Annotated in this window: 17 protein-coding genes and 1 tRNA gene; all 18 read left to right on the top strand. The window is 28.4% G+C overall.

All coding sequences use genetic code 11. From position 1 onward, the window contains the following. The first annotated feature begins 4 nt into the window (after positions 1–4). The 18 genes from HV819_RS03160 to mreD all read left to right on the top strand — a co-directional run bounded on the left by HV819_RS03160 (position 5) and on the right by mreD (position 16,129). Positions 5–91, top strand: a tRNA-Leu gene (locus HV819_RS03160). Positions 92–175: 84 nt separating this feature from the next. Continuing rightward, positions 176–1,240: a glycosyltransferase gene (locus tag HV819_RS03165; protein WP_176269489.1), complete on the top strand. Its 1,065-nt coding sequence runs from the start codon at positions 176–178 to the stop codon at positions 1,238–1,240. Between the two features lie 92 nt (positions 1,241–1,332). After that, positions 1,333–2,895 (top strand): hypothetical protein, encoded by a 1,563-nt coding sequence (locus tag HV819_RS03170; RefSeq protein WP_176269490.1) that lies wholly within the window; start codon positions 1,333–1,335, stop codon positions 2,893–2,895. 67 nt (positions 2,896–2,962) lie between these two features. Then, complete coding sequence (gene polA, locus HV819_RS03175) at positions 2,963–5,602, top strand: DNA polymerase I (protein ID WP_154539105.1); 2,640 nt, start codon at positions 2,963–2,965, stop codon at positions 5,600–5,602. Beyond that, the gene (gene coaE / locus HV819_RS03180; protein ID WP_154539103.1) at positions 5,589–6,179 is read left to right on the top strand and encodes a dephospho-CoA kinase; all 591 of its coding nucleotides are present in this window, start codon (positions 5,589–5,591) and stop codon (positions 6,177–6,179) included. The genes polA and coaE overlap by 14 nt, the downstream gene beginning before the upstream one ends. Beyond that, entirely contained in the window at positions 6,176–6,832 is a 657-nt protein-coding gene (locus HV819_RS03185) for a lytic transglycosylase domain-containing protein (protein ID WP_154539101.1), read from the top strand. The genes coaE and HV819_RS03185 overlap by 4 nt, the downstream gene beginning before the upstream one ends. A 64-nt stretch (positions 6,833–6,896) precedes the next feature. Continuing rightward, positions 6,897–8,213: an electron transport complex subunit RsxC gene (rsxC, locus tag HV819_RS03190; RefSeq protein ID WP_176269491.1), complete on the top strand. Its 1,317-nt coding sequence runs from the start codon at positions 6,897–6,899 to the stop codon at positions 8,211–8,213. A gap of 11 nt (positions 8,214–8,224) precedes the next feature. Next, positions 8,225–9,169 (top strand): RnfABCDGE type electron transport complex subunit D, encoded by a 945-nt coding sequence (locus tag HV819_RS03195; protein ID WP_176269492.1) that lies wholly within the window; start codon positions 8,225–8,227, stop codon positions 9,167–9,169. After that, entirely contained in the window at positions 9,162–9,701 is a 540-nt protein-coding gene (locus HV819_RS03200; protein ID WP_154539088.1) for an FMN-binding protein, read from the top strand. The genes HV819_RS03195 and HV819_RS03200 overlap by 8 nt, the downstream gene beginning before the upstream one ends. Positions 9,702–9,711: 10 nt before the next feature. Then, the gene (rsxE, locus tag HV819_RS03205; protein ID WP_154539086.1) at positions 9,712–10,383 is read left to right on the top strand and encodes an electron transport complex subunit RsxE; all 672 of its coding nucleotides are present in this window, start codon (positions 9,712–9,714) and stop codon (positions 10,381–10,383) included. A 9-nt stretch (positions 10,384–10,392) separates the two neighbouring features. Continuing rightward, positions 10,393–10,968, top strand: coding sequence for an electron transport complex protein RnfA (locus tag HV819_RS03210; RefSeq protein ID WP_154539084.1), 576 nt, complete (start codon positions 10,393–10,395; stop codon positions 10,966–10,968). 12 nt (positions 10,969–10,980) lie between these two features. Continuing rightward, a complete protein-coding gene (locus HV819_RS03215; protein WP_154539082.1) occupies positions 10,981–11,778 on the top strand; it encodes an RnfABCDGE type electron transport complex subunit B in 798 nt (265 codons plus the stop codon). A 408-nt stretch (positions 11,779–12,186) separates the two neighbouring features. After that, a complete protein-coding gene (locus tag HV819_RS03220; protein WP_154539080.1) occupies positions 12,187–12,579 on the top strand; it encodes a NusG domain II-containing protein in 393 nt (130 codons plus the stop codon). Then, complete coding sequence (locus HV819_RS03225; RefSeq protein ID WP_176269493.1) at positions 12,576–13,088, top strand: Gx transporter family protein; 513 nt, start codon at positions 12,576–12,578, stop codon at positions 13,086–13,088. Before HV819_RS03220 ends, HV819_RS03225 begins: the two co-directional genes overlap by 4 nt. Before the next feature lies 1 nt (position 13,089). Then, positions 13,090–13,767 (top strand): RadC family protein, encoded by a 678-nt coding sequence (gene radC / locus HV819_RS03230; protein WP_154539076.1) that lies wholly within the window; start codon positions 13,090–13,092, stop codon positions 13,765–13,767. Between the two features lie 12 nt (positions 13,768–13,779). Beyond that, complete coding sequence (gene mreB / locus HV819_RS03235) at positions 13,780–14,793, top strand: rod shape-determining protein (RefSeq protein ID WP_176269494.1); 1,014 nt, start codon at positions 13,780–13,782, stop codon at positions 14,791–14,793. A 2-nt stretch (positions 14,794–14,795) separates the two neighbouring features. Continuing rightward, positions 14,796–15,641 carry a rod shape-determining protein MreC gene (gene mreC / locus HV819_RS03240; RefSeq protein ID WP_154539072.1) on the top strand — a complete coding sequence of 282 codons (846 nt, stop codon included), beginning with the start codon at positions 14,796–14,798 and terminating at the stop codon, positions 15,639–15,641. Next, positions 15,638–16,129: a rod shape-determining protein MreD gene (gene mreD / locus HV819_RS03245; protein ID WP_154539070.1), complete on the top strand. Its 492-nt coding sequence runs from the start codon at positions 15,638–15,640 to the stop codon at positions 16,127–16,129. Before mreC ends, mreD begins: the two co-directional genes overlap by 4 nt. Positions 16,130–16,137 lie beyond the last annotated feature (8 nt).

Below are 16,137 nucleotides of genomic sequence, written 5' to 3' on the forward strand. Positions count from 1 at the left end.
TAATGCTGGTGTGTCGGAATTGGCAGACGAGACAGACTCAAACTCTGTTGCTTTTCGGAGCGTGTGGGTTCAAGTCCCACCACCAGCACCATTGATTTTTTATTTTTCCATGTTTGCAGGCTTAGGCCTGCTTTTGTTTTAGAATGAAAATGATAAGAAAAAAAGTAAGGAAATTATGAAGGATATTATAATATTAATACCAGCCCTAAATCCACCTAAAGAAATTCTATTTAACTACATAAATGATTTAAGGAAAAAAGGATTTGAAAGAATTTTAATAGTGGATGATGGCTGTAGTAAAGATTATGAAAAATTTTTCGACGATTTAAAATGTAAGGGTATAGAAATATTTAAGCACTATAAAAATTTTGGGAAAGGAAGAGCATTAAAGAATTCTTTTAATTATATATTAAATAATTACAATGATTTTTCTTATGTCATAACAGCAGATTCAGATGGTCAACACAATGTATCTGATATTGAAAATATAGCTAATATTCTTAGACTATCAAAAGAAAATAAACTTTATTTAGGCTCTAGAAATTTTAATAAAGATAATGTTCCTTTTAAAAGTGCATTTGGAAATAAAATAACTAGCTTTGTTTATAAAATTATGTTTGGTGATAAAATTTATGATACTCAAACAGGTCTCAGAGCAATATCAAAAAAACATTTAGAAGATTTCTTAGATCTTGAAGGCGAGAGATTTGAATATGAGATAAATATGCTTATCTACTCTTCAAAAAATGATATAGAAATTGAAGAAATTCCTATAAAAACAGTATATTTTGACAACAATAGTGAAACCCATTTTAATCCAATAAAAGATTCTTTTAAGATTTATTTAGTGATGTTTAAGACATTTTTTAAATTTATCTTATCATCTATTTCATCTTGGATAGTAGATATAAGTTCATATACATTACTTGTAAAAATCTTAAAGAATATGTTTACAAGCTTTTCACCTATCATATGGATTTCAACGATAGTTGCTAGGATTATTTCTGGCTTATTTAATTATACAGTAAATAAAAACTTGGTTTTTAATGATGATGTCAATCATAAGAACGTATTTCTTAAATATATTTTTCTATGGTTAAGTCAATTAATATTATCTGCATTTTTAGTAGATAAGATATATTATATGATAAATTTAGATTCATCTATTATAAAGATAGGAGTAGATAGCCTTATATTCTTAGTATCATTTAAGATACAAGATAAGTATATTTTTAATTAAAGAATATAATAGTTTTATGTTTTTTATTTTGATAAGTTTAGAATCGGCAAAATAAAAATCTATACAGTATGATTTTATCAATAGGAGATATTATGTTAGTTATAAATTTGATTCTTATAAGTTTTTCTTTTTTAGGATTTTCTTTGTTTATTAAAGAACAAATTAAAATCTCTACATCATTTATACCATTTTTATATGTTTGTGTAATATCTAGTTTTGTATATATTTTAGCACTTTTTTCAATAATGAAGATAGGCATATATGTGTTTGATATAATACTTTCAATATACTTTATATTTATAATAGTCAAAAAAAAAGAAGCTTTACTAAAATTGAAGGATTATTGTTTTTTTTTAGTTTTACTCATAATCTTATTTTTAATACTTTTTAATAAAAAAATGCTTCATTACGATAATTTTAGTCATTGGGCTAGAATATCTAAATTTTTGATTGAAACAAATAGACTAAATAATGAAGGTGATAAATATATTTTATTTAATACTTACCCTCAAATGTCCGCTTATTTTATATATGCTATAATGAACTTTTTTTCATACTCAGAATTTGGTGCAATGTTTGTAAATGGATTTGCTATACTTAGTGGGTATTTTGTATTATTTAGTAAATTCAAGAAAAATTTAGTAAGTGTTTTTTTGTTTTTTATTTTAGCAATAACAGTATTATATTTTAATACACCAGTAAATAGTTTGTTAGTAGATACGCTTATATCGACAAGTGGTTTTGCAAGTATGATATATGTTTATGAGAATGATTTTATAAATAATAAGAGTAGTTCTTTAATGATTTTTCCAATAATACTTTATACAAGTCTTATTAAAAACTCTAGTGTTTATTTTACAATTCTTATAGTATTCTATTTAATATATAAATATATAAGAAAAGATTTAAAACTTGTAATTTTCTCTCTATTAAGCTTATGTATAAGTCAAAGATCTTGGTCATTTCATATTCATAAAACTTTTACTGAATTTGGCAAACATAGTCTAGATATAGAAAGTTATAAGACAAATTTTTCTCTTAAGACAAGTGAAGACATAAGATTAATAAGTGAGAGATTTATAAATGCAATTTTAGAGCAAAAAATTATATTTTTATTTTTTATAGTTTTAGTTATAGTATTTTTATTAAGTAATAGAAAAAATAGAGTTTTAAAAATAATTATAAGTTTAGCTACTATATATATTATTTATCAATTAGGCAATTATTATATGTATTTATATTCAATGCCTACGTTTGAGGCTATAAATCTAGCTTCATTTGATAGATATAGTAAAACAATTGACCTTTATTTAATATTATTAGCTATATATTTATTAATTAATAAGTCATTTAGAAACTTTTTAATTATATCTATTTCAATTATTTTACTTACACTTGTAACACTTATTAATTATAAGGATATGTATAATAACTCAGAAAATATATTTGTAAAAAATAAACTTGATCAGTTTTATAATAGTATGCCAGACCATAGCAAAAATATTTTAATAGTATTAAATGAAGATAAAATCGGATATTATAAATATATGATAGGATATATTTTTCAAAAAGATAATACGGATATAATCACAAAGAATAATATTTCGTCTATAAATAAAGATGATTATGATTATGTTATTGACTTAAGTAAGTAGTTTATTGGCTACTTACTTTTTTAATTTAGATTTTAAAATATGTTATACTAATATAAAGGAGAATTGTATGAGTAAAAAAGTAATGCTAATAGATGGATCTAGCTTGATATTTAGAGCTTTTTTTGCCCTCCCAAATCTTACAAACGCTGATGGTGTTATGACAAATGGTGTTTATGGATTTTTGACAATGTATTTTAAGGCTGTTGAAGAATACAAACCTGATTATATACTTGTAGCTTTTGATAAAAAGACTAAAACTTTTAGACACAAAGAATTTGAAGATTATAAGGCAAATAGGGATAAGGCTCCAAATGAACTAAATTATCAATTTGGTATTTTAAAAGATATACTAGATTCTTTAAATGTTAGATATTTGGATATAGATGGTTATGAAGCTGATGATATTGTTGGAACTTTTGCAAAAATTGCAAAAGATGATGGACTAGATACTGTAATAATTACTGGGGATAAGGATTATTTTCAACTTGTAAATGAAAAAGTTGTAGTTTATCTTACACGTAAGGGAATATCTCAAATGGAAGAGATTACAGAAAAAACTATTAAAGAAGAATATGGTCTATCTCCAAAACAGCTTATAGATGTTAAAGGACTTATGGGGGACAAAAGTGATAATATTCCGGGTGTTGATGGAATAGGTGAAAAAAGAGCTATTAAGTTCATTCAAGATTATGGTTCTATGGAAAGTCTCTATGAAAACTTAGATGAAATTTCAGGAAAGAAGACAAAGGAAAATTTAGAAAATTCTAAAGCTATTGCCTTTTTAAGTAAAAAGATAGGTACTATTGTAACTAATGCTCCAGTAGAAATTAAATTAGATGATATAAGGGTAAAAGAACCTGATTTAAATTCTTTAAAGGAAAAGTTTTCAAAATATAACTTTAATAAATTTTTAGAAAAATTTGAAGATAGTGAAGAAAAGATAAAAAAAAGTTTGGACTTTTCTTATGAATTTAGCAAAAATTATGAAATAATTGATGAAATTCAAAAAAGCCAAAACTTCTATTTTAAGACTATCTATGATGGAGAAAATTACATCCATTCAAAACCACTTTTTATTGCTATAAAATCAGATACTTCAAAAACTTATATATACGACTTGGATGATGATTTTGTTAAAAACTTCAAAGATATATTTGAAGATAAGCTAATAAATAAAGTGTCATTTGACATAAAAGAAGATATAGTTCTTCTTAATAAAATAGGTATTAATGTAGAATTACCATATGATGATGTAATGCTTATGCATTATCTTATTGATCCATCAAGGTCTTCTTATGATATTAAGGCTTTATCACAAGTATATCTTAAATATGAAGTTGAAAATAAAGAAGTATTGCTAGGTAAAGGTAAGAAGAAAAAGTTATTTATAGATTTGAATAAAGAAATACTTGGAAAGTATATGGCATCAACACTTAATGCCATAGAGGACTCCAAAGATATCTTAATCTCAAAGCTTACTGAACTTACAATGTTTGACCTATATAAGGATTGTGAAATAAAGCTTTCAAAAGTTTTATCAGAGATGGAAATTGTTGGCTTTGTTTGTAAAAAAGAAGAACTTGAAAAGATTAAAGAGGAAGTATCAGTTGAAATCAAATCGTTAGAAGATGATATTTATGAGCTTGCTGGATCTGAGTTTAATATAAATTCTACTAAACAATTGGGAAAAGTTTTATTTGAAGATTTAGATCTACCAATTATCAAAAAAACTAAGACTGGATTTTCTACAGATGCTAAAGTTTTAGAAAGGCTTAGAGATAAACATGAAATTATACCAAAAATAGAAAAATATAGGGAGTTATTTAAATTAAAATCAACCTATCTTGAATCTTTAGAAGAATGTATAGATGAAGATGGAAGAATAAGATCTACCTTTAAACAAAATGTTACAGCTACAGGAAGACTTTCTTCAACTGAACCTAATCTTCAAAACCTACCTATAAGAACTGATGAGGGTAGGAAAATAAGAAAGGCTTTTAAGGCAGATGAGGGAAAGATTTTAGTTGATGCTGATTATTCACAAATTGAATTAAGAGTTCTAGCCCACCTTTCAGATGATAAAAAGATGCAGGATGCCTTTTCTTATTCTGTAGATATTCATACAAAGACAGCATCAGAAGTATTTAATACGCCAATTAATGAGGTTACAAAACTTCAAAGAAGTGAGGCAAAAGCGGTAAACTTTGGGATAATTTATGGAATCAGTGATTATGGTTTAAGTCAAAACTTAAATATTCCAAGAAAAAGGGCCAAAGAATATATAGATAATTATCTAAATACTTATCCACAAATAAAAGAATATATGAAAAAAATTGTAGATAAGGCAAAAGAAGATGGCTTTGTAAAAACTATCTTTAATAGAAGAAGATATGTGCCTGAAATAAATTCTAAAAATTTCAATGTAAGAAGTTTTGGCCAAAGGGTTGCACTTAATACACCAATTCAAGGTTCTGCAGCAGATATTATAAAATATGCCATGATAAAAACCTATGAGAATTTAAAAAAATCAAAAATAGATGCAAAAATTATTTTACAAATTCACGATGAAATAATCCTTGAAGTAGGAAAAGAAGATGAGAATAAGGCTAAAGAAATTTTAGAAAAATCTATGCAAGATGCAGCAGATTTGAAAGTTCCACTTTTAGTTGATATAGATTCTGGAGATAGTATGTATGAATCCAAGTAGGATTGTAATTACAGGAACTATTGCTAGTGGTAAGTCATCCTTATCACAAATTTTAAGAGATATGGGGTATGAGGTTATTGATGCAGACTTAGTAAATAGAGAACTTTTAAAAGAAGGTGGTAAAAATTATATTGCTATAAAAAAAATAGATGCATTTAAAGGAGCTTTTTTAGATGGTAAGCTTGATAAAAAAGTTTTGGCTTCAATAATTTTTGATGATCCCCAAAAAAGAGAAATTTTAAATAAAATAAGTCATAAAAATATTATTAATCATATCAATCATATGATAGAAAATTATAAAGGTAATTTAATTTTTGTTGAAATTCCTTTGTTTTTTCAAATGAAAGAGAAATTTTCATGTGATTATATATGGCTTGTAAAAGCGAATAGAAATATACAGATTAAAAGGCTAATTAAAAGGGATAAGATAAGAAAAGACTACGCTATAAAAAAAATAGAAAGTCAAAATCAAAGTCTAATGGAAGAAAAATCAGACATTGTATTTGATAATAGTTCTGACTTATCTAATCTTAAAGAACAAGTGAATAGAGCCTTAAAAGATTTGGAGAAAGTATGAAGGTATTAAAAAGTATACTTAAAATATTTGGACTAATAATTATAAGTTTTTTGATGGTGGTTGTGATTAGTTTTTCACTAATAGCCTACCAAACATCTAGACAAAAAATAGCCTATCAAGAAGAAATATATAAATATTCAGAAAAATATAATGTAGATCCTTTGCTAGTATCATCTATTATAAAAGTAGAGAGTGATTTTGATATAAATGCTCATTCTAGTCAAGATGCAATGGGACTTATGCAACTTTTAGAAAATTCTGCAAAACACAGTGCAGAGATTTTAGGTGAAGATTATTTACCAGATAAACTTAAGGAAGTAGACTATAATTTAAATCTTGGAGTGGGATACTATAATTATTTATATAAATATTATAACAATAAGGATTTAGCTCTTGCTGCATATAATGGTGGAATAGGTAATGTTGATAAGTGGATTGAGGATGGAATAATAGATAGGTATGATCCAGAAATTAGTAATATTCCAATTGAAGAAACCAGACAATATGTTATAAAAATTAATGCAAACTATGATTTGATGCAAGTTTTCTATGAAGATGGGCTTCCAACGCAAGAAGATTTATCAAATAGGAAAAAATTAGCTATTAAAAACTATAAGAGTTTTTTAAAGAAAATAAAAACAGATTTGCTTTAATTATTGAATAATATCGTGAAATAAACTATAATGTGTTTATACATAAAAAATGAAAGGAGAGATTATGGCTCTAGAAAATTTGTCATTTGACAATGGAGTTAAGATTCCAGAGTTTAAGGAATTAAGCGAGAATACTAATCTAAAAATCGCTAAGATTCCTTTAAAGGTTACTATTCCTTTGACTCAACACATTGGAGCTCCAAGCAAATGTTTAGTTAAGAAAAACGACGAAGTCGAAATAGGACAGCTTATAGGTGAGGCTGTAGGTAATTTCTCAGCTAATATCCATTCATCAGTAAATGGTAAAGTAGACAGTATAATTGACATTCAAACAGCTAGCGGTAAAAATAGTAAGGCTGTAGTGATTAACACTGAAGGCTATGACCAAGAGATGAAGTTTGAAAAAGAAGAAATCCTTAATTTAACTAAAGAAAAAATAGTTAATAGGATGAAAGAAAATGGTCTTGTAGGTATGGGAGGAGCAGCATTTCCTGCACATATAAAATATTCACCAAATAAAGCAATTGATACTGTTATTATAAATGGTGCAGAATGTGAACCTTATGTTACATGTGATGATCTTCTTTTAAAAACAAAACCTGAGATAATAGTTGATGCACTTGAACTATTAGTCATGGCTGTTGATGCAAAAAGGGGAATTATTGCTATAGAAGATAATAAGCCAAATGCTATAGAAAAAATAAAAAAAGCATTAGCTGATAAGAACTCCTCAAAACTTGAGCTTGCAACTATGGTGACAAAATACCCTCAAGGTGATGAAAAAAGAATTATAAATGCAGTTTTACATAGAGAAGTCCCATCAGGTGGCTTGCCAATGGATGTTGGTGTTATTGTATCCAATGTGTCAAGTGCTAATGCAATTTATGAGGCAGTTTATTATAACAAACCTCTTATTGAAAGATACGTTACAGTAACAGGACATGGCATTAAAGAACCATCTAATTTCCTAGTTAGGATTGGTACTAGCTTTGAAGATATGATAAATGAAGCAGGTGGATTCAAGGAAGATTTTGGTAAGGTTATAAATGGTGGACCTATGATGGGTATTGCTCAACCAAATATTAAACAACCAGTAGAAAAAGCTTCAAATTGTATCTTAGTTTTAAATAAAGAAGAATCTAAAGCACCAATTACAAATCCATGCATTAGGTGTGGAAAGTGTGTAAGCGTATGTCCAGTGGGATTAATGCCTTTATTAATTCATAAATATTCACTTAAAGAAAAATTTGATAAGGCACAAAAGTTAAACATACTTGATTGTATAGAGTGTGGCTCATGTTCATATATTTGTCCTTCCAAAAGACCTTTAGTAGAGGCTATAAGATTTGGAAAAAGACAAATACGTCAAGCAGGAAAGTAGAGGAGAATTAAATGCAAGCGCAAAATAATTTAGTAGTATCATCCTCTCCTCATTTAAGAAGCGAGAGAACTGTTAGTAAAGAGATGCTCGATGTAATAATCGCCTTGGTTCCAACAGGTTTAGCGGGCGTTTATTTCTTTGGAATTAGAGCATTAATCTTAATTTTATGTTCAGTTATAAGCTGTGTGGTAGCAGAGTTTATTTCAAATAAGGTAATGAAAAGAGAGTCTACAATAAATGACTTGTCAGCAGTAGTTACAGGTTTACTTTTAGCTTATAACCTACCTGTTACAATGCCAATTTGGCAAACAGTTATAGGTGCGGTTTTTGCTATAGTTATATGTAAGCAATTTTTTGGTGGTATAGGACAAAATATTGTAAATCCAGCCCTAGGAGCTAGAGCATTTTTACTTGCTTCATGGTCAAGTTCAATGTCTTACTTTGTAGCACCGGGTGGAGTTTCAGCCGTATCAGCTGCAACAGCATTATCTGATAGGTCTAAACTATCACTTATAGATATGTTTATAGGAAATATGGGTGGATGTATTGGTGAAGTTTCAACACTTGCCATTTTGATTGGAGCCTTATATCTAGTTTTTAGAAAAGTTATTTCTTTAAGAATACCTTTAGTTTACATATTAACAACAGCAGTTTTATTGGTTATTTTTAACAAATCTTTTGATGGAATATTAGAACAACTATTGTCAGGTGGTTTGATGTTAGGTGCATTTTTCATGGCAACTGACTATACAACAAGTCCTGTTACAAAAAATGGCGAGATAATATTCGCAATAGGTTGTGGACTTATAACATCTGTTATTAGGGTGTTTGGTGGCTACCCAGAAGGTGTATCTTATTCAATACTTCTAATGAATTTACTAGTACCACTTATAGATAGTAAAACAATGCCAAAGGTATTTGGTCATGCTAATGATAAGGGGGAAAAAGATGAGTAAAGCATTAAAATTAGGAATCAAATTATTAATTATAACAGCTGTGTCAGCCTTGGTTCTAGCTTTTACAAACTCAATTACAGAGCCAATTATAAAAGAAGCAGATCAAGAAAAATTAAACGAATCATTAAAGGTGGCTTTCCCAGAGGCAAATAATTTTGAAGAAGTAAAAGGAAATTTTCCTGCTTCTATAGTAGGAGTATATAAGGCTGATGGAGACAAGGGTTATGTGTTCGATATCATTTCTAAGGGTGGATATGGTGGAGACATCGAGTTCATATTAGGTGTTGATAGTGACAATAAAATAACAGGATTTTCTCCATTGAAACATTCAGAATCTGCAGGATTTGGTCTTCAAATGGAAGAAGATTGGTTTAAAGAAGGTGTTAAGGGAGTAAGCATGGACAATAAGGTTGGTGCTTCACAATCTGGATCTGAAAATGAAATTGTAGGAATTTCAGGAGCAACACTATCTACAACTTCTATTGTAAATGGTATCAATACTGCAAGAGAAGTATTAGAAAGCATAAAGTAGGGGGATAGATATGGAAAGACAAACTGGAAAACCTATAGATGTTCAAAAAGAAAAAGAAAGAAGAAAAAAACATTCACCTAAGCTATTAAAAGTATTTAAAGATGGGATATTTTCAAATAACCCAGTTTTCGTACAAATGGTTGGTATGTGTTCTGTACTTGCTATATCTTCATCCTTATCAAATGCGATAGGAATGGGGGCTGCTGTAATATTTGTACTTACTTTGTCAAATCTTGTTATTTCACTTTTAAGAAATTTTATACCTGATGAAGTAAGAATACCAGCATTTATAGTTGTAATTGCAAGTTTCGTTACTATGGTACAAATGCTAATAAAAGCATATTTGCCAGCACTTGATGAATCACTAGGAATCTTTATTCCACTTATAGTTGTAAACTGTATAATTCTTGCAAGAGCTGAAGGCTTTGCTTCACAAAATGGACCACTAGCATCAATTGTTGACGGTCTTGGACAAGGCTTGGGTTATACTATAGCTATATCAATACTTGCAACGATTAGAGAATTGTTTGGTAATGGTACTCTATTGGATATTAGAATAATTCCAAAAGATTTTACAGTTGGATTTTTAGTACAACCTGCATCTTCATTTATTATATTAGGTATTATGTTTGCTGTAGCAAGTGCTATATCAAATAGTAAAAAGAAAAAAGCAAATAATTAGGAGGAAATTATGTCTAATTTATTTTCAATAATTATTGCATCAATATTTGTAAATAACTATGTATTAGGACAATTTTTAGGTATATGTCCTACCTTAGGTGTTACAAATAAAGTAGAGACTGCTAAAGGAATGGGAGCTGCTGTAATTTTTGTAGTTACACTTTCTTCTATTATTACTTGGGTTATTCAATATTACATATTAAATCCATTAAATATAGGATACTTGCAAACCGTAGTTTTCATACTAGTAATAGCTGCCTTGGTGCAAACTGTAGAAATGATAATGAAAAAGTCAATGCCAAATCTATATGAAGCCTTAGGTGTGTATTTACCACTTATTACAACAAATTGTATTGTTTTGGGTGTAGCAATAAAGAATATTAACGATTCATATAACTTGTTAGAGACAACAGTAAACTCAGTTGCTGCTGCAGTAGGATTTTTGATAGCTTTAGTAATATTAGCATCAATAAGAGAAAAGGTTGAAGACAATGATCTTCCTGAAGCTTTCAAAGGTGCTCCAATATCCTTGATTATTTTAGGACTAATGTCAATTGCCTTCATGGGATTTGCAGGATTAGCATAGAGGAGAAGTAAAATGATGAATATAATAATACCAACAATAGTATTAGCTGTTTTAGGTTTTATCTTAGCTATGTTATTGGGTGTAATAAGTACAAAATTTGAAGTAGAAACAGATCCTATTGTTGAAAGAGTAAGAGATGCACTACCTGGTGCAAACTGTGGTGCTTGTGGATATCCAGGCTGTGATGGATGTGCGAATGCTATAGCTAAAGGAGAAGCTCCAGTTTCAGCTTGTGTTATAGGCGGTCAACCTACAACAGATGCTGTTGCAGAGGCCATGGGTGTTGAACCAGCTGGTGCAGGCGAAAAAAAAGTAGCGGTAGTTAAATGCAATGGAACCTGTGATAATGCTAAAGACTTATTTGAATATCAAGGTTTAGAAGATTGTAGAGCTCAAGTTAGCTTATTTGGTGGAAAAAAAGCTTGTAATTATGGTTGTGTAGGATGTGGTTCATGTGTTAAGGCATGCGACTTTGATGCTATACATATGCAAAATGGTGTAAGCGTTGTTGACAGAGAAAAGTGTGTAGCATGTGGGGCTTGTGTAGATACTTGCCCAAAAAATATAATTGAGCTTGTACCATATTCACAAAAGGCAATTGTTATTTGCTCATCACATGACAAGGGAAAAGATGTAAGAGGAAATTGTAAGGTAGGTTGTATAGGTTGTTCAATATGTGCAAGAACTTATCCTGAAGGATTCTCAATGGAAAATTTCCTATCAAAAGAAACTATATCAAACGAACTTGATATTGAACTTCTAAAAGAAGCTGCTGAAAAATGTCCAGCTAAATGTATAGAAGTAAGGTAATAATTTTAATAAAACTATTTAAAGTTAATCAATCTCAAAGCATTAACAAAATCAATTATTTATTGGTATTGTTGATGCTTTTTTAATAGAAATAATTAAAATTATAAATTTTTATAAAAGTTTTAAAAAATATTAAATATTAATATGTATCTTTTAGATAGAATCAATTATTATTCCTTCAATATAAGGATTTTTTTCATATATGTTCTTTTAGCTAGATTATCTTATAATTTATATTTATAAATAGCTTATATAGGATGTCTAAATATTAAAATATAGGAAAAAGATGAGATTTAATCAGCTTTGTAATATTTTGGATTTTTTGATTTTAATTTGTATTTTTTTCTTTTAAGCTTTAAAAATTGACATTAACAAAGCTTAAATGATAAACTTTAAAAGAGGTATTTTATGAAAATTAAAAGAAGAGATTTGATTGTTATAGTGTCGCTTTTGCTATTGAGTATTTTGATGGCTTTTTTTGTGCAAAGATTTAAATCTAATGTAAATGGGGATTATTTATTAGTGGAGTTAAATGGAAAAGAATATGGAAAATATCCACTAGATAAGGATAAGACCTTTAAAATAGAAATAGGTAATGGTAAGTACAATGTTGTAGAAATAAAAGATGGTAAAGTAAATATGAAAGAAGCAAATTGTAGAGATCTTATTTGTACCCATATGCCAGCTATAAGTAAAAGTGGAGAAACAATAGTATGTCTGCCACATAGACTTATATTAGAAATTATAGAAGAAGATGATGAAAAAAGCAAAGATGATGGAATAGATAAGGTGGTAGGATGAAGGAATCAAATGTTAAAACTTATATAAATTTAAGCTTACTAACAGCCCTATCTCTTGCTATATCTTTAATAGAGTCTATGATACCTATGCCCGTACCAATACCTGGTGCAAAGCTCGGTTTTTCAAATATAGTTATATTTGTTTCAATATACATTTATGATTATAAGAAATCACTTTCTGTTAGTGCTTTAAAATCACTCTTACTTGTTTTAATAACAGGACAGGTAATGTCATTTTTCTATTCTTTTGTAGGGGCTATTTTTTCAACCACAGCAATGTATATAGGATTAAAAAAAATAGGAGATGATTTCTCATTAATTGGTATAAGTGAACTAGGAGCTTTCTTTCACAATTTTGGGCAAATAATAGTTGCAGCGGTATTTATGTCTAATTTAAAGATGTTTTATTATTTTCCTATACTAGTTTTTATAGGGATTTTTACAGGATTTTTTGTGGGATTAAGTACAGGTTTTATTATTGAACATTTAAAAAAAATAGGTGCAGTATAACATGAAAAAAATTATGGATATAGACAAATCTTTAAGACCAAGAGAAAGATTAAAAAATGAAGGATATGAAGTGTTAAGTGATGAAGAACTCTTAGCAATTTTAATTTCTACTGGTTCTCAAGGTAAAAATGCTATAGAACTTTCTAAGGATATTCTTGACAAGTTTTCTAGTGATGAACTTATTTCAATTACTGTAGAAGAACTTTGTGAAATTGAAGGTATAAAACTTGCTAAGGCAAGTAAGATTATAGCAGGTATTCAATTCGGTAGAAGACTATCAGAAAGAATACTAAATAAAGAAATAGTCAAAATTAAGTCATCTAATGATGTTTACAAGTTGATGAAAAATAAATTTTTAGACACAAAAAAAGAACATTTCTATGCTATATTATTAGATACTAAAAATGTTATTATATCAAAGGAGTTAATTTCTACTGGTGATTTAAATTCCTCCATAGTAAATCCTAGAGAGTGTTTTGTTGTGGCAGTAAGAAAGAGTGCTAAATCCGTAATTTTTGTTCACAATCACCCTAGTGGAAATTCAAATCCATCAAAAAGTGATATGCTAACAACTAATAGACTTATAGATGCAGGAAAAATATTAGATATTGAAGTACTAGACCACATAATAATAGGACTAGATGAATATTATAGTTTTAGAGAAGAAAATTTTATATAGGAGTAAGATTAGATGAATTTTAGAATAATAGCAAAGGACCTAGCAATCGACTTAGGTACTTCAAGTATTGAAGTTTATAAAAAAGGTGAGGGTGTGGTAATATGTGAACCATCACTATTAGTACTTGATCATCAAAATAAGGCTATAAAAGCTATAGGGGAGCCTGCTAAAGATATGATAGGTAAGACTCCGGATGATATTATTGTTCAAAAACCTATAGAAAAGGGAGTAATATCAGATTTTAACTTGACTGAAGCTATGCTAAATTACTTTTTTCAAAAAATAAATCCAGGTTTTTCAGTAATTCAACCAAGGGTAGTTGTTTGTGTCCCAAGTGGAATTACTGATATAGAGAAAAGGACAGTTGAAGATGCATCTTTACATGCTGGAAGTAGGGATGTAATTATGGTTGATGAATCACTGGCTGCTTTATTTGGTATAGGACTTAGTCCAGAAGATCCAAGAGGAGTTTTAGCTTTAAATTTAGGGGCAGGTACAAGTGAAGTTTGCCTTGTTAGTTTAAATGGAATTGTTGCCAGTAAAACTATGAATTTAGGTGGTGATTACATAGATAAAGAGATTGTTTCATTTCTAAGAAACAATAAAAAGATTGAGATTGGGATAAATACAGCAGAGAATATTAAAAAAGAAATTTTATCACTTAAAATAAGTGATAAAGAAAAGTCAATGAATGTAGAAGGTAGAGACTTAATAGACGCTAAGCCTAAGCGTATTAAATTAAGAAGTGAAGAGTTAGCTGAAATTATTCTTCCTTTTGCAGATAAGATAGTAGATATGATTTATCTTGTTTTAGAAAAAACACCGCCAGAACTTTCGGCTGATATAAAAAATGATGGTTTTATAATGACTGGTGGTTTATCTAATATAAAAGGACTTAAAGAATTTATAGAAAAGAAAATAGATCTTAAGGGACACGTTTCAGATAATCCAGAACTTGATGCTATAAAAGGAGCTGGAATTATACTTGAAGATCCTGATAGATTTTTTAAATATAAAAGTAGGTAGTTATGTCATATAGGAGAAAGAAGAAAAGTAATAAATCTTTTATAATTACAATAATTTTATTAATTGTATTAATATTTACATCAAATATGTCGGAAGGACTAGTTAAGGCTGGTAATAATCTAACTAATACAATTTTTCAACCAATAAATAAAGTTTCATATGCAATATCTTCAGAGATAATAAATGCTGTAGAAGATACATTTGGCTCCAAAAATACAAGATCTGAGTTAGAAAAGATGAAGGCAGAAAATAATAAATTATTAAAAGAAAATGCTAATTTGTCAGAGATAATTAATAGAGAAGATTATTTAAAAGCAGAAAGAAATGCAATAGAAAATAGTGACTATAATTATATAAAAGCACAAATTATTAATTCTGATGTTAACTCTATGCATGAATCATTCTTTATAGACAAGGGAAAAAATGATAGTATTAGGGTAAATGATGTTGTACTTCAAGCTATAGGAAACACTGATTATTCATCAGCAGTAATAGGTAAAATTGTTTCTGTAAATGATACTACAGCAGAAGTTGAAACCATCAAAAACTCATCTAATGACGTTTCTTTTATTAATTCAAGAAGTGGTGATTATGGAGTTATAGATGATTACAAGAATAAAACTATAAGTGGTTATATGCTTGAAGTAGATAGTGATGTAAAAGATTCTGACATTCTTTTGACTTCAGGAATAGGTGGAGTTTATCCAAAAGGGTTATACCTTGGAAAAATTTCTAATGTAAATATGTCCAATGATTCTTTAAGAAAAAACATTACAGTAGATTCTCCAGTAGATTTTTCTCACCTATATAGGGTTTTAATACTACAAAATAAAGGGGGGACAAAATGAATAAATTTAAAACATTAATTGTTGTCTTTGTGAGTTTTATCTTACAAATCACAGTTTTTTCTAAAGTTGATATATTTGGTGCAAATATTAATTTAATCATAGCTATGACAATAGCTTTATCATTAACATTGGGACCAAAGACTGGAGCATATTCAGGTTTAATTGTAGGATTATTGGAAGATTTGATGTTCGCAGATGTAATAGGTATAAGGGCACTTTCTTATTTTCTCATAGGAACATTTGTAGGAAATGATAGATTAAGGTTTAAGAGTGATAAAAATACTGGACTTTTGTTAAGTTTTGTATTCACCTTTATTAACTTTTTATTTGTAGGTCTTATAACTTATTTATTTAAAGGAGATTTACAAGTAATTAAAAACTACCTTTTTATACCAGTTATAATTGAAGCGATATTAAATACAGTGATTTATTTGATTTATCATTTAGTAGTAAACAAAATTATGTATATTCCAACATATAGAATATGAGGTGTAGG

This window comes from Anaerococcus faecalis (genome assembly GCF_013371425.1).
In the GTDB taxonomy this organism is placed as follows: domain Bacteria; phylum Bacillota; class Clostridia; order Tissierellales; family Peptoniphilaceae; genus Anaerococcus; species Anaerococcus porci.